Origin of the sequence: Vibrio sp. YMD68, assembly GCF_029958905.1 — a bacterium.
Taxonomy (GTDB): Bacteria; Pseudomonadota; Gammaproteobacteria; order Enterobacterales; family Vibrionaceae; genus Vibrio.
In genome coordinates this window covers 55,840-76,737 of record NZ_CP124613.1, presented here as the reverse complement: position 1 = coordinate 76,737, position 20,898 = coordinate 55,840, and the positions used below count along the sequence as shown (strand labels likewise).

The following is a 20,898-nucleotide window of genomic DNA, read 5'->3' as shown; positions in this document are numbered from 1 at the left end:
TAAATACATGAAATTAGAAGGGCGAATGAACGAGAGATTCGGATTAATTTTGTGTGATCTATATCTATACTAGCCTGTTTCACGGTATTATATCGCGTTTTTGTTTTCCCTAGTGTCAGAGCGTATGCGCATTGACCATCAATGGGAGTATAGAGTTATTAACTGGAGAGTCCTTTGCACTTTAAAGATTTAGGTTTAGACAATCGTTTACTAAAAAACCTCAGCCATTACGATTTTAGAAAAGCGACAGAGATCCAACAGCAAGCCATTCCTGTGGCGATCGCAGGTAAGGATCTTTTAGCGTCGTCGAAAACAGGTTCAGGTAAAACATTAGCGTTTGTGCTCCCTATGCTCCATAAAGCGCTAAAGAGCAAAGCATTTTCAGCGAGAGATCCTCGTGGGTTAATACTGGCTCCAACTCGTGAGCTTGCAAGGCAGGTTTACGGAGAGCTGAAAACAATGCTAGGTGGCCTTTCCTATGAGGCTGCGTTGGTGGTTGGTGGGGAAAACTTCAATGATCAAGTGAAAGCGCTTCGTCGTTATCCGAGGTTTGTTGTAGCAACACCGGGCCGTTTGGCCGATCACCTAGAGCATCGTTCTCTTCATCTCGATGGGCTCGATACATTGGTTCTTGATGAAGCCGACCGTATGTTGGATTTGGGTTTTGCGCCAGAGTTACGCAAAATTCATAGTGCAGCTAAACATCGTCGTCGCCAGACTTTGATGTTTTCGGCCACGCTAGAGCATTCAGACGTCAATGAAATCGCCTCAGAAATGTTGGATGCCCCCAAGCGCATTTCGGTGGGTGTTTCAAATCAAGAGCATAAAGACATTACTCAGAAATTCTATTTATGTGACCACCTAGATCACAAAGAAGCTATTTTAGATAGAGTGATCGAAGAAGCGCAATACAAACAAGTCATCATCTTTACCGCGACTCGTGCTGATACTGAACGCCTCACTGAAAAGTTGAATGAGAAGAAGCTTAAAGCCATTGCACTAAGCGGCAGCTTAACTCAGCCTCAGCGTAACACCATCATGAGTCAGTTCGAGCGTGCGGTATTCAAGATTCTAGTGACAACCGATATCGCTTCCCGCGGGCTGGATATTTCTAATGTGACTCACGTGATTAACTTTGATATGCCAAAACATACCGAAGAATACGTTCACCGTGTCGGTCGCACAGGCCGCGCTGGTAGCAAAGGCGATGCTATATCTTTGGTTGGTCCTAAAGACTGGGACAGTTTTAAGCGCGTAGAAATGTATCTTCAGCAAGATCTTAGTTTCTCAGTGCTCGAAGGCTTGAAGGGTAAGTTCAAAGGCTTAAAGCCTGTGAAAAAAGATTACCGTGGTGGTAAAGCGGATAACAAAAAAGCCAAACCTCAAGCGAAGAGAGCACCAAAGAAACCGGTTAAGCGTGATAAGAGCTTTCACAATAATGTGGCCGTGGGTGACACCGTATTTATCCCTAAAAAGAAAGTTGCTCCTAAAGTGGATGACGAGTAAATATAGGGCTCAGTACCATTTGATGAAATGGATTATCCTTATCCTCAAAAAAACCGCCAATTGGCGGTTTTTTTATCGATGTTCAAAAGACAATATTAGACTTTAAAGTAACCCAACTGCTGTCGCTGTTTCTCTGCTAATTGAGAGAGCTCCTGGCTAGCGGCCGCTGATTGAGTAATACCAATCACGTTTTGGCTCACCAGCTCATAAATGTTGCCTAAATTGACATTAATATCTGAAGTAACTTGCCCTTGTTCTATTGATGCTGTCGTAACTTGAGTGTTGATGCTAGAGAGTTTTGTTATGGAATCACAAATCTCAGTCAATGCGGCGCTGACTTGGCCCGAAAGCGTTTGGTTATTTTGCAACATGGTTAAGCTTGAATTCATGCTCTCGTTCGCTAAGCCCGATTTCGATTGCAGCTCTTCAACAATCGCTTGTATTTCTTTGGTCGATTCTTGTGTGCGTGCAGCCAGCATTCTCACTTCGTCAGCGACCACAGCAAACCCTCTTCCACTCTCACCTGCACGCGCAGCTTCAATGGCCGCATTCAGTGCCAGCAAGTTGGTTTGCTCGGAAATACTCTCAATCACTTCAATGACCTTGCCAATTTGCTCAGACTGGTTTTTCAGCGAGTGAACGACCTCAGCCGCATCATTAAGTTGATCCGCCATTTTGTCGTTAGCACGATTGCTTTCTTCAAACATGGTTAAGCTGTTTATCGCCAATTCATTGGCTTGAGCCGATGCGGTGTCGGCAATGTTGGCGTTGGCTGTGACATCACTTGCGGTATGTTCTAGCTGGCTAATTGCAGAGGCCACTTGCTCCATTTCGATTTTTTCTTGATCGGAATTTGCTGTTGATTGGGTCATCACGGTGGCAAGTTCTGTTGAAGCGGAGGCGACATCAACACTGATTCGAACTAACTCATCGACCGTACCATGAAGCTGTTTTACCGTAGAGTTGACGTCTTTAGCCAAAGCCGTGATCTCATTATCACCGTCTTCATTCGCTTCCACGAGTAGATTACCATTAGCCACTTCTTTCATTGTTGATTGAAGCTCGATGATCGGCTTAACGATAACCCCCGCTAGTAGCCAACAACTTAACGCACCAACAACCACTAGTGCAGCAAAAGCGATCAGTGAATTATTGATAACGGCGGTGTGCTTTTGGCTATTTATTTCAACCCGTTGAAGTGAAAGCAGGTTGATTTTATCTGACAGGTCCGAGATCGCTTTCACCATCATTTTACCTGCATCGCGATATTCGTCTGCAGCACGTTGGTATTTTTCATCAAAACCTATGGGAAGGTTGTTCTGTTGCTTGGCATTAAGAAGTGGAATCATGACGTTAATCGAATGGTCAATATAGTTGTCCATAGCAACATTCATTGCGTTCACTTCTCTTTCCATCCCATTAATCTGAGACAGTGACCTGAGCAGCGTTTGATTCTGCTTTCTTCTTTCATTTAACACGCTCGGTAATACTTTGACTTCATCAGCTCTGAATAGGCTGTATATTGCGCTAATTCGCATGGCATAAGTGTTATCAATGATTTCAGTCAATTCATCTTTATGCACAATCAACTTTTCGGTTGAATCGGACACTTGGCTGAACGCGTGCTTTAAATTCGTCGTACTATAAATAATGCCGGTGAGTAAAAGTAACATCGTAAATATGACGGGGATGACTACTTGTATTTTTATGGATAAGCCGTTGAGTAACTGACGCATTGAGGTCCTCTCTTTATTATACTCAGATGCAAACTGTTCTCATTTGCATGGTGAGGGCTGATTGTAATCTTCCTGATGAATATATCAATAATTTATTGAACTAATCTCTCGGTTTTTACGACACACTACTATGCACTTTAAAACCCCAGTATTCATCACGTTCGTTTTTTGTACTGAGCAAATTATAGGTAGGTATAGGGAGCTCGATAGGTAGGCTTTAAAGAAAATGAAGTTTTTTTGATTTCGGTCAGGTTACTCGTTTTGTCATAGAGGCTTAAATTAACTGAAACACAACTGTCACACTTGGCGCCTAAAGTGAGCACCGTTCGAGTAAAACACAACGGCAATTCGGCCACTTAAGGAAATAGTGATGAAAAAGACAGTTATCGGTGCAATCGCACTTCTAGGCGCAATGGCAGTAACAACCGTTTCTGCAAAAGAAACCATCTCTGCTGTAGGCTCTAGCAGCGTTACTCCACTGATGGAAGTTTTCTCTGAAACTTATATGAAATCAAACGATTCAGTTTTTATTGAAGTTCAAGGACCAGGATCTTCAGCGGGTGTGAAAGCGGCTAAAAATGGCACCGCAGATTTAGGTATGTCTTCTCGTAATTTAAAAGACTCTGAAAAAGAATCAACGCTGGTCGAAGAAGTGGTTGCTCGCGATGGTATCGCGGTGGTTGTAAACCCAAACAACAAACTAAAAGGTTTAACGGCTGAGCAAGTCACAGCGATTTATAAAGGCGAGATTACAAACTGGAAAGATGTCGGTGGCGCAGACAAGCCCATCGTCGCGATCACTCGTGATACAGCTTCAGGCACTCGTGGTGCATTTGAAGACATCATGAGTCTAAAAATGAAAGTGTCTGGTATTAAAGTATCGGCGATTTCTCAGCGTGCTCAAGTTGCTAATGGTAACGGTGCATTGAAAACGATGGTGGCTTCAAACCCATACGCTATCGGTTATATCTCACTTGGCACTGTCGATGAATCGGTCAATGCGCTAGCGGTCGATGGTACTGAAGCGTCTGTTGATAACGTTAAGAACGGTTCTTACAAAGTAGCGCGTCCATTTCTTGTTCTTTACAAAGAAGGCAAGCCATCTGCAGAAACTCAGAAATTCTTAGACTGGATGCTAACGGATGAAGCGCAAGCGTTAGTGGCGAAAAAAGGCTACATCTCAGTTAACTAATTTAATCGTTACCTTTGCCTAGCCCACTTTGGGCTAGGCGTTTATTCACTTCATCAGAGTTATTTAATGCTGTGATTGAAGCATGAGATTTTGATATGACCATCGCAAATAGTGAAGAGCTTATGAATACGCAAGCGACTCAAGTTAATCGGTCTGGCCTGCGCACGAAAAAACGTGTGGATTGGAAAGAGCGAATTTTCCACGGTTTATTCTTAACCAGTGCCATTATTGGTATTGTTTCCCTAGCCGTTATTGCTTATTTCATCGTTAAAGAGAGTATTCCCGCATTCCGAGAAGTTGGTGTGTCTGGAATTGTTTTAGGCCAAAACTGGTTACCGCCAGCGTTGTATGGCGTCGCAACAATGATTGTGGCATCGGTGGTTTCAACGTTAGGTGCGGTTGTTGTTGGGGTGCCGATTGGTGTTCTGACCGCGATATTTATTGCTGAAATAGCCCCTAAGCGCGTTGCCGACATTATTCGTCCAGCGGTAGAGCTTTTAGCAGGTATACCATCGGTGGTTTATGGTTTCTTTGGTTTGGTGATTATTGTTCCCCTGATTCAAAACATCTTTCAAGTACCCGCAGGCAACACCATTTTAGCTGGGATTATTGTGCTTGGTGTGATGATCCTTCCTACTGTCATTACCGTGTCTGAAACGTCCATTAGAGCCGTGCCACGAACCTATAAAGAAGGCTCATTGGCGCTCGGCGCATCGAAGATTTTTACCATTTTTAAGTTACTCGTTCCCGCAGCCAGATCTGGCATCATGACGGGGGTAATTTTAGGCATTGGTCGAGCGCTAGGGGAAACCATGGCGATCATTATGGTGATGGGTAATGCACCAGCGATGCCAGAAGGGATTCTTGATTCAGCCCGAACGTTAACCGCGAATATCGCTATTGAAATGTCGTACGCAAGTGGCGTCCATGCGAATGCATTGTATGCGACAGGAGTCGTTTTATTGGTGTTCATTATGATGCTGAACGCGGCGCTTCTGTATTTAAATCGTGAGAAGGCGAGGTAAAGACAATGAATAGAGTGAAATTAAAACAATCTCGCCAGTTTAAGGACAACGTCCTTACGGCATTTGTATGGGCCGCAGCAGGCTTGACGGTTGGTTTCCTGTTTTGGATTATGTGGTACATCCTTTCTAATGGTCTTCAACACGTAGATTGGGCATTCATCACTGGCGATTACAGCCACACTGGCGATTCTCAGGGGATCTTCCCGATGATCGTGTCTACTATTTACATGGTGATTGCTTCCATTTCGGTAGCGGCGCCTTTGGGCATTATGACCGCTATTTATCTCACTGAGTACGCCAAGGTGGGCAGTAGACTGGTTAAGGTGATTCGATTCTGTACCGAGTCTTTGGCGGGTATTCCGTCGATAATCTTCGGCCTGTTTGGTATGACCTTCTTTGTCGTGATCATGGGCTTCGGGTTCTCGATCTTATCGGGTGCATTAACGCTGAGCATATTGATTCTTCCGGTCATCATTCGAACCACTGAAGAAGCATTAATGGCGGTACCACAAACGTACAGAGAAGGCTCTTATGGGTTGGGTGCGCCAAAAATTTACACCATCTGGCGCTTAATCTTACCAAGCGCAATGCCCGGTATTATCACTTCGGTCATTTTAAGTATTGGTCGAGTTATTGGTGAATCCGCCCCTGTATTTCTCACGGCGGGTATGGTCGCTCGAATTCCGGATTCTTTAATGGATTCTGGCCGTACATTGACTGTCCACTTATACAAATTAACCACTGAGCTTTTTACCATTGAAGAGTGGAATCAAGCGTATGGCACTGCCACGGTTCTTATTGTTGTTGTATTGCTTATCAACACAATAACCAAATTGATTGCAAGTCGTTTTAACACCGCTACTTACTAACTTGAAAAAGCATTAATTTGAAAAAGCACTAACTCGAAAAATCACTCGCGAGAAAGAGTATTCAGAGTAAGGCTCAGGACATATAAGAGCCGATATAAAGCGTGTTGAAATAAGACGATTGACCGAATTTAGAGATAAACAAAATGAACAAATTTAACATTGAAAACCTGAACCTGTTTTATGGCCAGAACCAAGCACTTAAATCGATTAACTTGCCGATTCCCACTCGCCAAGTGACGGCACTCATTGGCCCGTCAGGCTGTGGTAAATCGACGCTTTTGCGTTGCCTTAATCGTATGAATGATCTGATTGAAGGTGTGACGATTAACGGCGGCCTTGAAATGGATGGTCAGGATATTTACGGCGACATTGATGTATCAGACCTTCGTATTCGAGTGGGGATGGTATTTCAAAAGCCCAACCCATTCCCAATGAGCATTTATGAAAATGTCGCGTATGGATTACGTGCTCAAGGCATCAAAGACAAAAAGCATCTTGATGAAGTCGTAGAACGTTCGTTACGTGGTGCTGCATTATGGGATGAAGTGAAAGATCGCTTAAAAGCACACGCATTTGGCCTATCAGGGGGGCAGCAGCAGAGACTCTGTATTGCTCGTACCATTGCGATGGCACCGGATGTGATTTTAATGGATGAACCGACTTCTGCCCTTGACCCAATCGCGACACACAAGATTGAAGAGCTGATGGAAGAGCTCAAGAAAGATTATACCATTGTTATCGTGACGCACTCGATGCAGCAAGCGCGTCGTATCTCAGACAGAACGGCCTTTTTCTTGATGGGTGAGCTCGTTGAGCACAATGATACTCAGGTGATTTTTAGTGATCCAAAAGATGACCGCACGAAAGGCTACGTTAACGGAGATTTCGGCTAGAGACTCAATATCATACTAGGGGCTGCTTGGGAACATTGGAAAACGCTCGGCAGACGAACTGGTGTATAAAAATTAAAATAACTATAAGCGATGGAAACTTTGCCCCTCTTAATGAGGGGCTTTTTTATGTGTTGCCTGATGTTATGTATCGCCTGGTGTAACGCTTAGGTCACGACTAAAAATCAGAATCGACTTGAAAGTGCATCCGCTCTTTGCTGTAAGGGTGTTCAAAAGTCAGTGATTCAGCATGCAAGTGAAGCCGCTGTTCTTTTGTGCCGTAGAGGTCATCACCGACGATCGGCATATTGAGCCCATTTTGGTGTGCGCAATGTACTCGAAGTTGATGAGTTCGACCTGTTTTGGGGTAAAGGTATAGTTTAGTTCGGCCGTTTGTCGTGGCGATTTTTTCCCAATGCGTTTCAGCGGCTTTACCATGTTCAAAGCAGACAAGTTGCCGTGGCCTGTCGTACAAGTCTCCTCGCAGGGGAAGCAATACATCGCCACATGATTGCTCAAGCGTTCCTTCGATGAGTGCGACATAACGCTTTTCAACCGAACGGGTAATAAATTGCTTTTGCAAGCTCTTGTTGGCTCGGCGCGTTAACGCAAAGACCAGTAATCCTGATGTCGACATATCCAATCTGTGGATAACAAAAGGCCCTTCAACATCGGTAAATTGTTCAGTTAAACGAGTGATGACAGAATCACTGATGTGTTTCCCCGGTACCGAGAGAAACTCCGCGGGCTTATTCACTACAACAATGGCATCGTCTTGATAGAGGATATCGATCTCTTTGCCTTCGGCTGGGTTCTCCAGCAGCGGGTTAGGATCCAATTCAATGCCTTCAAGCATATGGGTCAAAATGGGTAAGCATTTGCTCTGGCAAGATGGATAGTATTTTTTATGTTGACGTATTTCAGACTTAGGGGATACCCCCCACCAGAACTCAGCCAAACATACAGGTTTAAGTTGATGCATGAATGCGTATTGCAGTAGCTTAGGCGCTGCGCATTCACCTGATCCTGCTGGTGGTACTGGCGTTGATGTTGTGTTGAAAATAGCGTTGAGTGACTTTTCTACTCCAGCCTGGTTCAAAAACTGGTACTGTTCAAACAACTTATGCTGTAACGCATTCGACATGCTCCTGCGCTGATCAAGCATAGCGCTTATCTCATCCGTTAATTGCGATAATTGGTGTTGGAGTTTAGACAGGATTTCATCTTGATGCGCTTTCAATTGCTTTAAGCCATTTTTTTCCGCTACACTTTCTCGACTCAACTGAATCAATGCTTGCTTGTTCTTTTCACTACCATCATCGAGCACTCGTCGTTGCTCTTTTCTCTGCGCCCTATGCTTTATCATCGCTTGTCGATGTGTTTCGATACGCTCAGCGAAGTCTGTTGATTGTTGCTTGAGTTGTTGCGTCAACTCTGCGATCTTCGGATTAGATTGTCGCTGTTTTATCTCATGGCTAATTTGAGTGATTTCATCCAGCTCTGAGCGAAAAAAACTGTCACTACTTAACATGTCAAACACAGGTGGCACAAAGCCGGGAAGAAGATTTTGATCGGCAATTTTCCCTGAAAAAGCGCTTAAATAACCAAGTTCACCTCGTGCATTTTGTACCACCAATACACCAAACATTTTTCCTGTGCCGCGCTTTGAACCGTTGACTAGCCCAAAATCATGTACCCAGTCTGTTTGAGTGTCGAGCCTATGTTGTAATTCATGAGCCGCTTGCTCACACAGTGGGTGAGGCTGATAGTAGAACGGAAAAGTAAAACGCTCGGGCATGGCGATCCCGTTAGGGGAAGCGATAAATCGAGTAAAACAGGGCTCTGAGATATTCATATCTAGACTAAAACTGGCTTAATGATGAAGTGAATGCTGATTTTACTCGTCTGTTCCTCAATTACTAGTTCTCTGCAAGGTAATCTGTTTTTGAAGCCGTCCTGTGGTCTCACTTAAAGGGGTGAACCAAAACAATCAAGACCCTCGCGATATCAATACAATAGGTGCTATATTTTGAGTATGCCTATGATCAGTAGAAAGGAGGTGAACATTGAGAAGCGCAGTCATCGTGTTAGTTTGTATGTTATTAATGAGTTGCGGGACGAAATTTGCCTATCGCAACGTAGACTGGTTTATCCTGGAGTATCTTGATGATTTTGTTGATCTAACCGGCGATCAAGACGACATCTTGACACTCCAAATTCAGCAATTAAAAGATTGGCATAGACAGGAAGAGCTTCCTCTGTATGAAGCACATATTGATTCGCTGTTACTGATTTCCCCCGACACGCTAACGCAAGATGCCATAGCCCTACATTTAAAACAAATAGAGCAGCACTCCGAGCGATTGTTAACACGAGTCGCTCCGGATCTTTACTCGCTGATTCAAACGTTGACCGATGAGCAGGTAGAGCAACTTCTTGAGAATCTTTCTAAGCGGCACGAGGAATACAGAAATAAGTACCAAGATTTGTCAGAGCAAGAAATCTATGCACGGTATCAAGAGCGTATTAGTGATCGAGTTGAGACTTGGTTAGGCCGTCTGAATAACGAACAGCAGAAAATCGTAGAGCGTTGGTCCCAAGATTTTAGGATTTCAGCCTATGAGTGGATGGCCTATCAAACGAGAATGCGTGAAGAATGGCAGCGCCTCTTGGATAAGCGAGATGACTTGAGTTATTTCCAGCCCAACTTTCATCGACTACTGTTTGAATCTGAACAGTATTTTTCGCCTGAGCTTAAAAAAATAATTGAGTACAACCGCTCAGTGAGTCAACGCTACATTGTTGAGTTGTCTAAAACCGTGAGTGATAAGCAGTTGAAACGATTTCGCAGTGAATTAACCGAATGGAAAGAGATCGTAGCGGATCTACAAACTCCATAATTTGAGGTAACTTATCGCCGCAAGGTTTTTTGCTAACATCATGTGAAGCCTTCTTATTGATTAAAAAAGTAGGCTGATTACTTTTAAATCAATAACGTGTATGTTGGGTTAACGTATCGTTCTAGCTTGAGACAAGGAAAGTCAATGCTATTAGAGTGGATGTTGTTGTTTAGCGCAGGTGTTGCTGGTGGAATATTGAATTCTGTTGCTGGTGGAGGCAGTTTTATAACGTTTCCTGCTCTTCTTGCGTGTGGAGTTCCGCCTATTGCCGCTAACGCGACGAATACGTTTGCAGTCAGTTCTGGATACTTAAGTGGTGCTTATGGTTTTCGGCATGAACTGACAAACGATAAGCAATTACTCAAACTCATCGTCATCAGCCTCTTAGGTGGGGCCCTGGGTGCGTACCTGCTTTTGAGTATTCCTGAGAACACTTTTCTCGTTTCTATTCCATGGTTACTTGGGTTTGCAACCCTTCTGTTCATCTTTGGTCAACCGATGCAACAGATGGTTAAACGTTTCGTTCCCCAGGGTCAATATTCAAAAAGATTGGCAAGCATTACGTTGGCGCTGACCTTGTTGTTTGTTTCTGCGTACGGTGGTTTTTTCAACGCAGGATTAGGTGTTGTCGCCTTAAGTTATCTGGTTTTGGCGGGCTGTCAAAATATTCACCAAATGAACGGGCTTAAGCTTGTTATCTCTTCTTGCGTGTCTCTTTCGGCTATTGTGTTGTTTGTTGTTGAGAATATGATTGATTGGCAGCGCGGCGGCGCGGTATTGGTTGGCTCTTTAGTTGGTGGTTATGCTGCGGCGAGAATATCTTCAAAAATACCTCAAGCGTACATTCGTTACTTTGTGATCGGTTCTAGTGTTGCGATTACACTTTACTTCTTCTACCAAACTTACCATTAGACAGCGTTAGACGACTAACAAGTGAGTAGATAGCGGCTTCTCTTCTCCTGTGGAACGATGCTTGTGCTCGTCTCTAGGTCTAAAGCATGAGAAAGTATGATCTCAAACTAGGGCCAAAATGCTGATATTTTCATTCTTTTTGTCATCACAATGTGTTGTTAAAATAGCCACATATCCAGTGTGGCGGTTAGATTCATTTACTGTCATTTAATTTTAGTAAAATGCGTCACCAGGAGCCAGACATGAATGAAAGCCAGCGTACTAAGGTAACCTTACTATCTGAACTTAGTATGCAATCTAACCTGCTTAAGCAATCGTTAGAATCTAATTTGGATCTTTCTGTAGAGATTGTTCCTCTTACTTCTCTTTCAGACCATAGAAGTCAGCAACCTGTTATTCACCCTATCGTGTTAGCGGACTTTTCAGTATTCAGTGATGAAGACTTTTCAGTTTATGGCCGCCTTCGTGTTCAAGAATCTAACTCGCTAAAAGAAGTGCTTATAAACTGCCCTAAAAATGTAGAGTCTTCAAAGCTATTCAGGTGGAGAGACCTTGTCGGCGTATTTTATATTGATGATAATATAGACAATTTCGTAAAAGGTATGACAAAGATTCTTCAGAACGAAATGTGGTTATCTAGGCGCTTTGCTCAAGATTACATTCAGTATTTTCGTGGCAGTAGACAGCATACGGGAACTAGGGAGTTTGCTAGTTTGACCAAAAGAGAGAAGCAGATCATGCAGCTACTTGGTCATGGGGCTTCAAACATGCAAATTGCAGACAAGTTATTCGTCAGCGAAAATACGGTTAAAACGCATTTACACAATATATTTAAGAAGATAAATGCAAAAAATCGATTACAAGCACTACTGTGGGCAAATAATCATATTTGAATATAGCGTAGAAAGTGCAAACCTAGTTATAAAGACTTTTTTATATCTAACGCGAGTTCATTCAAAAGTTTAGAATAATAGTAAAGTTGATGTTTCACTTTTGAGATTCTAATACTTTCCTAATGTTTCCAAATATTAATGACCTAATTTTTACTATATATTGACCATCTTGTTATTCGAGTCTTTGTGTTTGTAGATTTAGTGTTGTTAGCACTTTGGAAGTATTAGTTAAAGGGAATGTATGAAAGGTCTAAATATGGGTTTATCTGAGCCAGAGGTTCAGATTTTAATGATGACTCAATACAATCTACAGAGTGAAAACTTTTGTCAGATGCTGCAGCAAGCAACTCAGCTTAGTATCAGTAGCGTTGATCCGTCTAAAAAAATGGATGTCGCTACTATTCCTTATAACAGTATTGTTATCGTTGATGTTTCAGCGTCGGAACAGCTTGAAGAGGTAAGTCGAATAATCCAAGAATCAGATAAAGTAATAGGAACCGTTTTATTCAATGCAGATGAAGATATGAGCGTGGAAGAGGTTCTTAGTTGGAAATCTCTACGTGGTACTTTTAGTGCTAAAGATACGCTACCACAGGTTTGCCAAGGTTTGAAATCCATTGCTAGTGGCGATAATTGGCTACCTAGGAAAATAATCAGTAAATTAATCAGTTACTATGAACTAAATATAAATACGACTCAAGATCTGGGGTATTTAGCAACTGAGCTAACACGACGAGAACTAGAAATATTGGAATCTCTTAAAACAGGAGGTTCTAATGTTGAAATAGCAGACTCTTTGTTTGTAAGTGAGCATACAATTAAATCCCATTTGTATAATATTTTTAAGAAGTTAGAAGTAAAGAATAGAACTCAGGCAATGGCTTGGGCTAAAAAACACTTATAGTGATTCGCTGTAATGCAAAAAAAGAGTCTATGAACTAGTTTATAGACTCTTTTTTATTGAAAGATCAACAGGCCCTATAGATCCGAATCTCTAAATGCTCTGTTCAGCGATATTAGTAACGGGTTTAACAAATAATCCAGCACAGTACGTTCATCTAAAAGAATCAGTACTTCGGCGGGCATGCCTGGGTAGAGCTTTATGTGGGTGTTTTTTTCAACTGTCTTCATATCTAGCTCAATATTTATGGTGTAGCTAGATTGATCTTTTCGCTCGTCGATAATGCTGTCAGCAGAAATGTAAACAACCTTACCTGTAATAGGTAATAAGCGGCGATAGTTATATGAAGTTAAACGAACTTCAGCCATTTGACCAAGTTGCAGCGCATCAATATCTTGAGGGGTAACATTGGCTTCGACAATAAGGTTACTATCTACAGGTATGACTTCCATAAGAACTTCGCCACTGGTGACAATACCACCTAAGGTGTGAATGTTGAGCTCAACGATCTTGCCGTTGATTGGGCTAGCGATAGTTGACCTGCCTAGCTCTTCTTCTGCTTGGGATAAATGTTCTTTAAGTTCTATAATATCTCGCTCTGCAAGTTCTAGTTCTTCAGACGCGTCTTTTATAAACTCTAATCTTAAGTTAGCAATGCTCTGTTTTGCTTCGGCAATCAGTAATTCCTCTCTTGCCATAACAGCATCGTAATCATCGATTCGTCGTTGGATATCAAGCCTTTCACGTTGTGAAAATAAAAGCTGTTCACGTGATGCAAACCCCTTTTTTGAAAGCTTGGCTAACATGTTCACTTGTTCATCGAGTAATCCGAGGGCTTGTGCATCCACTTTACTCCGGGCGACATAGGAATTCAGGTTTTGTTTTGCCTGCTCTACTTTCTTATTCGCGATCTGAATGGCGCCATCAAGGGCTTCCATTCTGATTTGCCTCAGCTTTGTTTGAGTTGCGATAGCTTGAGCAATCAATGCATCCGATTTGTCTAAAGAGCGTATGAATGCAATGTCTGGTGTTTCGTTGATTTCTGCTTGAAGGCGATTGTATTTTGCTAACGCATTGTAATAACGGGATTTAATTTGTAAGAAACGCGTTTTTGCTTTCGTGGAGTTGAGCGTAACTAAAGGGTCACCGACTGAAACCAGTTGCCCGTCTTTGACGTAGATCTCTTCAACAATACCCCCATCAAGATGTTGTATTTTTTTTCTATAACCTTCAACAATGACATGGCCTTGAGCAATCGCAGCACTGCTGAGTGGAGCAAAATAAACCCAGTTTCCAATAATCCCTCCACCTAATACCAACAGCGCAATTCCACATTTTATCCAATATTGAGTCGTAGATTTTTGGTGTTCAATCGTTGTTTGTTGTTCAGCCATTATTGGACACCTTTTTCATTGGTACTTTTTGCGCTGCCGCAATGTGTTTGGTTTCGGTATCACTTTTAATAGTGCCGTTCTCTAAGAATATGATGCGATCGCTAAACCCGAGCAATGGTGATTGATTGGTAGTGTAAAGAGTCGTTAGGCCGAGTCGCTTCCGGGCTATCAGAATTTGGTGTAACAATTTTTCTGATGTAGGCCCTAGAAAAGCATCTGGTTGATCCCAAATAAGTACTTTTGGGGTAGAAAAGAGGGTGCGAGCTAAGAGTAACTTATGGTATTCGGAGCTTGAAGGAACCAGATCTTTTTCTATATCGGTTTCGTATCCTTTTGGCCACTTCAAAATTTGTTCGTGCATGCCAACGGCTTTACAGGCGTTGTAGACGGTTTGCACATCGAACTGAGGTTGGAATAAAGATAGGTTGTCGACGATAGAGCCTGGTAAGAATTTGGAGTCAGTGGAGTAGTACCCTAATACATCAGAGAGCCCTTCAGAATACCATTGAAGATAAGTAGCGCCGTCAAGTCGGACTTGCCCTAGATTGGGTCTAATAAGTCCTGCTAGTGCTTTCAAAAGTGTACTTTTCCCACTTCCCGAGTCTCCTACTATCGCGATGCAGCTGCCTGATGGGATATCGATATTAATACGAGATAAAAAAGGCTTATTGCTGTCAGGGTAAAGAATCATGAGGTTTTCTACGATGAGTTTACCTTGTGCTGCTGGCAAGCTCGCTTCTTCAGGTTCTTTTGGGCAGTTTAATGCGATTTGAGAGAGCTCTTTCCAATATCTAATGGCATTAATCCAGGGGTATAAGCTATTTACAAGTGCTTCGTATGGAGAAAATACCCTGGCTGATAGCATTGTTGCCGCTATCATAGCACCAGCGGTTATTTCTCGTTCAATGACTAAAACAGCGCCTATCGCGACAAGGGACACTTGAGCCAGTGCGCGGATAAATTTGGTTATGCTGGTAAGATTTGCTGTCAGGCCTAAGCCATTGACTAGTTTTTGGTAGAGTGTCGTATCCTGAGCATTCGCTAGAGCGGCAATGTTTTGAGTCATCCCCATCGCTCTTACGCTATTTGTATCATCAATCGAGCTCTGAGTGAGAGTTAATTGATGGATATTGGTATTGGTTCTGTGGCGAAAATTCAGTAATGACAAGCCAAAAAGCAAAGCGATTACAACCAGACAAATAGCGCCATATAAAGGATGTAGCCCCGTTAAAAATAGTAATAACAACGGTGTCCAAGGTAAATCGAATAGCGGACCTAGAGAAGAAGAGAGCGTATTGCGAACGCCTTTCATTAAGTCGATTATTTGTGAATTGTTAGCATTGTTACCGTTACTAGCAAAAATAGAGGCGCTATGGAGAGGTGCTCCGACTCCAGTGCTCCAATTTTCACTGATAGACAGCAACATACGCTGTCTTATCCAATCAAGAACAGAATGCAATATGATGAATGCAATGGTAATGATTGAAAGTAGCCATAGAGTATCAAGGCTTTGAGAGGTGAGTACACGGTCAAAAACTTGGAGTGAATAAAAGGGAAGTGCTAAGACAAAAATATTGATGAAAAATGAAAAAAAGAGCACCCAGAGTAGGCTAGTTCTAAGCTGTGCCGCAGCAAGAGAAAATGCGACTTTGGGAGAGTTATCCTGATTGTTGTTACGGTGCAATGTCTCTTCCTCGACAGAAGTCGTTCATTGACGACAAAAGGTGAAAGCCGTAACTTTCACCTTAGATATTTTGGTTAGTTAACTATTGATTAACTATTTAATTTATACAGGCATCATGTCTGACATTTCTGCGAGTGACTCATTACCTACAGTGATGTCATCTGCCGATAGATCAGTAACAATAGTGACGGCATTTTCACCTTCACCGAAGGTATATGCATGCAGATCAAGTACACCGTCAGGTACGTATGATAGACCAAGCATCTCGATATAAGCTTGCTCTTGCTCGCCCGTAATGTCTTCTGATGTGAAGTTCAGTTCGCCGTCTTCTAGGAATCGCCAAATCCCCTCTAGTGATAAACCTTCCAACCCAACAGCGATGAATGTGTTATCTGTATCTGGCGTCTCTTCGTTACCATCATCTTGAGATTGAAACAGAATATTTGAAAGGCTGACATTAGCGAAAACGTCTTCGGTACCGTAGCCTACAATGGCTTCCACTGATCGAGCTTGAGTAACCAAGTCGAAAAAGTTGTCATCACCCTCTTCGGCGCGCATGTAAACAGTGTCAAAGCCATTACCACCGGCAACCATTTTATCATCAACACTTGCAACGAGTTGGTCGTTACCGGCACCACCTCTCAGTGTATCTTCTCCTACACCACCAACAATTATGTCATCGCCTGCATTTCCATCGATAATATCATCGCCAGTATTGCCAGATAGGATGTCATCGCCCGCACCACTAAAGATAACGTCATCACCATGTTTAGCAAAAACGGTTGTGTTTTCTTGTCCTGTTACGATGGTATCGTTTTGGTTTGTGCTTGCAGAAGTGTCAGTAAGAGTTTTAGCTTCTTCTAAAACGTCGTAAATATGTTGAAACATGTGAATTCCTCTTTCAGTGATAAGTTATATTTTGAAAAAAAACATTGCTAGTTAAGCAGCGTCCATTTTTCAAAAGCTGAAACTGAAATGTCGAATGGACACGGTAAATATAATGGAATTCAATGATTCATATGTACGATATAAGCATTAAAGTAATGTACTTATTTTTCAGTGATTTATTTTTTAGTTGTTCTGTGCTTTGGTGATAGCCCTACATTTTAATGAGTGCAAAACACATCAGATTAAAAAAGTATGAATTTATATTATTGATGACAGAATTTTTGGTAGACCCTAACGTAATCGATCTTTAGTTTTTCTGAGGTGAAATCATCATTCAATTCTCCTCCCCACCCCCCAAGGGCTAGGTTAATGATGAGATAGAATGGTTTATGGAAAGGGTTATTTTTGTTGCCTGCGGTGTTGATATCGAATTGGTGAAATGGTTTATCATTGATGAAATATGTAATGTGTTGCTGTGTCCATTCAATTGCGTACCGGTTAAACGAATTCACTGAATCGTGCGCAATATGTGCACTATCACTTCCATTCGCATTCGTCTCATAATCATAATAAATGGCATTGCCATGAATAAAGTTAGGGTTACTGCCAACATGCTCCATGATGTCTATTTCCCCACTCCTTGGCCAATAGACTTGCCTTATGTTCGCACCAAGCATCCATATTGCAGGCCAGGTACCTGAAGCGATAGGTATGCTTGCACGTACTTCTATTTTGCCATACTTCCAAGTCGCCCTGTTTTCGGTGGTTATACTAGCAGAGGTGTAGGGTTTCAGAGTGGATGAATCGCGCCTTGCTTCAATGGTTAGCATGCCATTTTGAACATAGGTATTTTCCAACGACTTAACTTGATAATATTGAAGCTCTTTATTTCGAACATATCCTTCCTCGTAGTTCCATCTACTATCGTCAGGGAGTCCTAAATAGTCAAATTCATCTGCCCACACTAACTCGTAGTCTTGACGATCACATTCACTCGCTTCAGAAATAACAGTATTGAAAAGCAATAGGGATATAATGCTTAAGGTTTTGAACATATTGATAGCTCGATTTAATGGGGAAGTGTTCACCAAGCGCTCCTTTACAACCGTCTTAAAAAGGTCGAAGCTTGTTGCACAAATTTAGGTCGACTTGATGCTAATAAACGCCATGAATAGAGTGGCTTTGCAATAACGCGTGGAGAAAAAGAAATAGAAATCCACCACATGGATAAAATCAATCGATTTATTGTACTTAAGTTCTGACTTTTGATGCTATTCATCGCTTTTGTGACGATCTTGAGACGGGATGTAGAAGCAAAGCTATTGTTGGGCTCGAACAGTGCCAAACACATGATTTGATTCAAATGAACCATGTCGTTGAACCAAAACTCGTTTTTTAGTGGTAGTGATTTATTTTTGCTGGCGTTCATAAGAGCAGAATGTCGCATTTTGTTATGATCTAGAAGCCACTTTGCACGATCAGTTAATTGACATGAAAATGCGGAATGATTGAGTCCGTGTTGTCTATATGCAGATAAACAATATTCACTGCTTGATACCGTTGTAAAAATGGGTGCTAGAGTCACTAAGTAGCCATCCCCACCTTGACGAAAAGATTCTTGTGGAATCGGCATCACTTGATCTAGATATTCGCGTTTAAATAGTAAGCCAGATGTAACTGTAGATTGATATTGTCCACAGTGGAGTAATTTTTCTTTTGCCTTATTCCCTTCATCAAAATGCAGTTCTTTTTTTGGAAATATATCAAACTGAGATCCTTGGTCATCGACAAGGTGCATTCTATACTGGCACATACCACTTTGTGCAGGAAATTGCGCTAAAGCGTCTTCTATGGAGTTAGGTAGTAGGTAGTCATCGGCATCAAGAAACATAACGATATCGCCACTAGAAGTATCATAGCCCGTATTGAATGCACCGCCATGGCCTTTGTTTTCTTCATGAAAAGCAGGAATTAATTGGTCTTGATACTCCATAATTAGCGCACGTGAATTGTCTTTTGAACAATCATCCACCACGATCAGCTCTATATGGGGGTAGTTTTGATTAAGTACGCTTTCAATACTGGTTTGAATAAATTTTTCATAGTTATAACAAGTAATAATGACACTGACCATCGGGCTATTTTTGTCTTTACTAGACTCGGTATTTAATGTCTTAATTTCCATAGAGTTCTACATCCTTTTGTGCAATGAGACGTGAAATAACGCCAATGTGAAGGCTGCCTCTTATTGCCCACTTACGCCACTTAATCTGATCGAATAGATTTGCAACAGCCATTACGAAACATGCGCTTGCTTTACCAAATGCAAGAGCGGCGTGTTTCGCTCGATAAGGTAATGTGTCGTTCGTATTTAACAGTAATCTTGCGTGCGTTTGGCCAAATCTAAATCGGCGAGTTATTAGCCATCGAAAATTTGAGCGAGCACTGGGAACGGGCTCATAAACCCATGCATGCGGTGAAAAATAAAGTGGTATCTTTGCGTCTTTAATAGCTTCAAAAAACATGGTGTCTTCTCCACCAGTACGACCAAACTGCAAATCAAAGCGTAATGCGGATATGACAGGATTTGCCCGATTGATTAAGACGTTGCAAGTATACCCAGAACAAATGGTTTGTTCATGATATGTCGGCTCTGTATCATGGAACTTTCCTCTCGACATCCATGACTGCGCTAAGCTCGTCGGATAATCAGCTTTAACTGGGCCTAACACGACCTCTGCATTGTGATTATTGGCGGTATTAAATAGCTCTATCAGCCAATCTCTACTGACAATTTCGTCATCATCAACAAACGCTACCCATCCATTTCGACTATGTTCAAGGCACGCATTTCGCGCAATCGCAATATTCTGTTTTGGCGCGTGCAGATAGTTAATGTTCAGTGATGAATTATCTGAAAAATCAGAGACGAGTGACTTTGCACTTGGGATGGTGTCATTATCAGCGATAATAACGCGCAAACGCCATTCTGGGTTCAGCTTCAATTCCTGTATCGATAACAAGGTTTTTTTTAAAGATTCTCTGCGGTAAGTACAGATACAGATATCAATGTTCATGGCTAACTTCGCGCTTATTTTTAGGTTGAAGAACATGTTTGCTAAGTTGCATGCAAAAGCCATACGACCAAGCCAAATGCATGATCATGGCAGGAAGCCAAACGGCATACTTTAGTGTGGTAAGCGTTGTCGAGCTTTTTGCTGCAATGATGGCTCCAGCAAGTAACGTGGCAAAAAACCAAGTCAGAGCAGGTATTGCAAAAACCCAATGAAAAACGCTAAGAATGGCAAGAAGTAAGCATGGAAATACAAAAACAGGAACCCATTGACGAAGACGAGGTTTTTCTTGATGCTTTAATAGATTTTGGCAACGGCCTTTCCCATAACCTGCGTATTGTTTGGCAAGCGGTATCAATTGGCTACGAGGATAATAAATGAGGTTAGTCGCATTGGTCAGCCATATCTTAAAGCCAGCTTTAGTCAGACGAGCATCTAACTCGGCATCTTCATTGTGAGAAAATGACTCGTCGTAACCGCCAACAGACAAAAATGCGTCTGTACTCATCAGGGCGTGATGACCATGCTCGACCCATTTCCCCGAATTTTGTGTATTTCGGTGGCTTGAACCGCCGTTGCCAAGGGGAGAATTTTGAGCTAGTGCGATTAATGACTGAACTGGGTTTTTCCCTTGTGTATCCATAGAAACGACGACTGAATCGGCGTTATGTGTTTTAGCTTCATCTAAAAGCGTCGATATATACTGGCTTGGGTAGCTAGCGTGCACATCAATGCGAACGAAATAGTCAAAGTCATGCCCAAACCGCTCAACAGCGAGGTTAACCCCGACACTTTGTATTTTTTTATGGTTCTCAAGAATGGTTAGGTTAGGCATTTTCATAGAAAGTTGCTTTAAAATAAGTAACGTATTATCGCTACTACCGCCATCAGCCACCACAATATGAGAAGAAGAACCGAGAGTTTCTTGGTGACAAAATGCTACAATTTCTTGAATGTAGTCTTCTTCGTTTAGGCACGGGATGACGACCAGGATACCATGTTGGTCAGAATTCATTATTTGTCCTTATGATATG

Annotated in this window: 18 protein-coding genes; 9 read left to right on the top strand and 9 right to left on the bottom strand. The window is 42.1% G+C overall.

From position 1 onward, the window contains the following. Positions 1 to 174: 174 nt before the first annotated feature. Positions 175 to 1,506 carry a DEAD/DEAH box helicase gene (locus QF117_RS00345; RefSeq protein ID WP_282385438.1) on the top strand — a complete coding sequence of 444 codons (1,332 nt, stop codon included), beginning with the start codon at positions 175 to 177 and terminating at the stop codon, positions 1,504 to 1,506. Between the two features lie 95 nt (positions 1,507 to 1,601). On the opposite strand, the gene QF117_RS00340 is transcribed toward QF117_RS00345, so the two are convergent. Continuing rightward, the gene (locus QF117_RS00340) at positions 1,602 to 3,242 is read right to left on the bottom strand and encodes a methyl-accepting chemotaxis protein (RefSeq protein ID WP_282385437.1); all 1,641 of its coding nucleotides are present in this window, start codon (positions 3,240 to 3,242) and stop codon (positions 1,602 to 1,604) included. Positions 3,243 to 3,612: 370 nt separating this feature from the next. Here QF117_RS00340 and QF117_RS00335 point away from each other — a divergent pair, with 370 nt between their 5' ends. From QF117_RS00335 to pstB, 4 genes are all read left to right on the top strand, one after another. Beyond that, entirely contained in the window at positions 3,613 to 4,434 is an 822-nt protein-coding gene (locus QF117_RS00335; RefSeq protein WP_282385435.1) for a phosphate ABC transporter substrate-binding protein, read from the top strand. 95 nt (positions 4,435 to 4,529) lie between these two features. Next, the gene (gene pstC, locus QF117_RS00330) at positions 4,530 to 5,459 is read left to right on the top strand and encodes a phosphate ABC transporter permease subunit PstC (RefSeq protein WP_017033193.1); all 930 of its coding nucleotides are present in this window, start codon (positions 4,530 to 4,532) and stop codon (positions 5,457 to 5,459) included. Between the two features lie 5 nt (positions 5,460 to 5,464). Then, the gene (gene pstA, locus QF117_RS00325) at positions 5,465 to 6,328 is read left to right on the top strand and encodes a phosphate ABC transporter permease PstA (RefSeq protein WP_282385433.1); all 864 of its coding nucleotides are present in this window, start codon (positions 5,465 to 5,467) and stop codon (positions 6,326 to 6,328) included. 143 nt (positions 6,329 to 6,471) lie between these two features. Continuing rightward, on the top strand, positions 6,472 to 7,221 hold the full coding sequence (gene pstB, locus QF117_RS00320) for a phosphate ABC transporter ATP-binding protein PstB (protein ID WP_017033195.1): 750 nt from the start codon (positions 6,472 to 6,474) through the stop codon (positions 7,219 to 7,221). A gap of 175 nt (positions 7,222 to 7,396) precedes the next feature. Here the strand turns inward: pstB and QF117_RS00315 are convergent, their stop codons facing one another. Beyond that, positions 7,397 to 9,073, bottom strand: a complete 1,677-nt coding sequence (locus QF117_RS00315; RefSeq protein WP_282385430.1) for an RluA family pseudouridine synthase — start codon at positions 9,071 to 9,073, stop codon at positions 7,397 to 7,399. Positions 9,074 to 9,284: 211 nt separating this feature from the next. On the opposite strand from QF117_RS00315, the gene QF117_RS00310 reads away from it, so the two are divergent. The 4 genes from QF117_RS00310 to QF117_RS00295 all read left to right on the top strand — a co-directional run bounded on the left by QF117_RS00310 (position 9,285) and on the right by QF117_RS00295 (position 12,827). Beyond that, entirely contained in the window at positions 9,285 to 10,118 is an 834-nt protein-coding gene (locus QF117_RS00310) for a DUF6279 family lipoprotein (protein WP_282385428.1), read from the top strand. 144 nt (positions 10,119 to 10,262) lie between these two features. Further along, positions 10,263 to 11,030: a sulfite exporter TauE/SafE family protein gene (locus tag QF117_RS00305; RefSeq protein WP_282385426.1), complete on the top strand. Its 768-nt coding sequence runs from the start codon at positions 10,263 to 10,265 to the stop codon at positions 11,028 to 11,030. 242 nt (positions 11,031 to 11,272) lie between these two features. Beyond that, complete coding sequence (locus QF117_RS00300; protein WP_282385425.1) at positions 11,273 to 11,923, top strand: LuxR C-terminal-related transcriptional regulator; 651 nt, start codon at positions 11,273 to 11,275, stop codon at positions 11,921 to 11,923. 241 nt (positions 11,924 to 12,164) lie between these two features. Next, positions 12,165 to 12,827, top strand: coding sequence for a LuxR C-terminal-related transcriptional regulator (locus QF117_RS00295; protein WP_282385424.1), 663 nt, complete (start codon positions 12,165 to 12,167; stop codon positions 12,825 to 12,827). A gap of 74 nt (positions 12,828 to 12,901) precedes the next feature. Here QF117_RS00295 and QF117_RS00290 read toward each other — a convergent pair whose 3' ends face one another. From QF117_RS00290 to QF117_RS00260, 7 genes are all read right to left on the bottom strand, one after another. Then, positions 12,902 to 14,218 carry an HlyD family type I secretion periplasmic adaptor subunit gene (locus QF117_RS00290; RefSeq protein WP_282385423.1) on the bottom strand — a complete coding sequence of 439 codons (1,317 nt, stop codon included), beginning with the start codon at positions 14,216 to 14,218 and terminating at the stop codon, positions 12,902 to 12,904. Continuing rightward, the gene (locus tag QF117_RS00285) at positions 14,211 to 15,902 is read right to left on the bottom strand and encodes an ATP-binding cassette domain-containing protein (RefSeq protein ID WP_282385421.1); all 1,692 of its coding nucleotides are present in this window, start codon (positions 15,900 to 15,902) and stop codon (positions 14,211 to 14,213) included. Before QF117_RS00285 ends, QF117_RS00290 begins: the two co-directional genes overlap by 8 nt. 102 nt (positions 15,903 to 16,004) lie before the next feature. Next, on the bottom strand, positions 16,005 to 16,790 hold the full coding sequence (locus QF117_RS00280) for a calcium-binding protein (RefSeq protein ID WP_282385419.1): 786 nt from the start codon (positions 16,788 to 16,790) through the stop codon (positions 16,005 to 16,007). A gap of 263 nt (positions 16,791 to 17,053) precedes the next feature. Then, positions 17,054 to 17,878 carry a glycoside hydrolase family 16 protein gene (locus tag QF117_RS00275; RefSeq protein WP_282385418.1) on the bottom strand — a complete coding sequence of 275 codons (825 nt, stop codon included), beginning with the start codon at positions 17,876 to 17,878 and terminating at the stop codon, positions 17,054 to 17,056. An 11-nt stretch (positions 17,879 to 17,889) separates the two neighbouring features. Beyond that, entirely contained in the window at positions 17,890 to 18,975 is a 1,086-nt protein-coding gene (locus QF117_RS00270) for a glycosyltransferase family 2 protein (protein WP_282385417.1), read from the bottom strand. Next, positions 18,965 to 19,867, bottom strand: a complete 903-nt coding sequence (locus tag QF117_RS00265; protein WP_282385415.1) for a glycosyltransferase — start codon at positions 19,865 to 19,867, stop codon at positions 18,965 to 18,967. Before QF117_RS00265 ends, QF117_RS00270 begins: the two co-directional genes overlap by 11 nt. Continuing rightward, entirely contained in the window at positions 19,857 to 20,879 is a 1,023-nt protein-coding gene (locus QF117_RS00260; protein WP_282385413.1) for a glycosyltransferase family 2 protein, read from the bottom strand. Before QF117_RS00260 ends, QF117_RS00265 begins: the two co-directional genes overlap by 11 nt. Between the last annotated feature and the right edge of the window lie 19 nt (positions 20,880 to 20,898).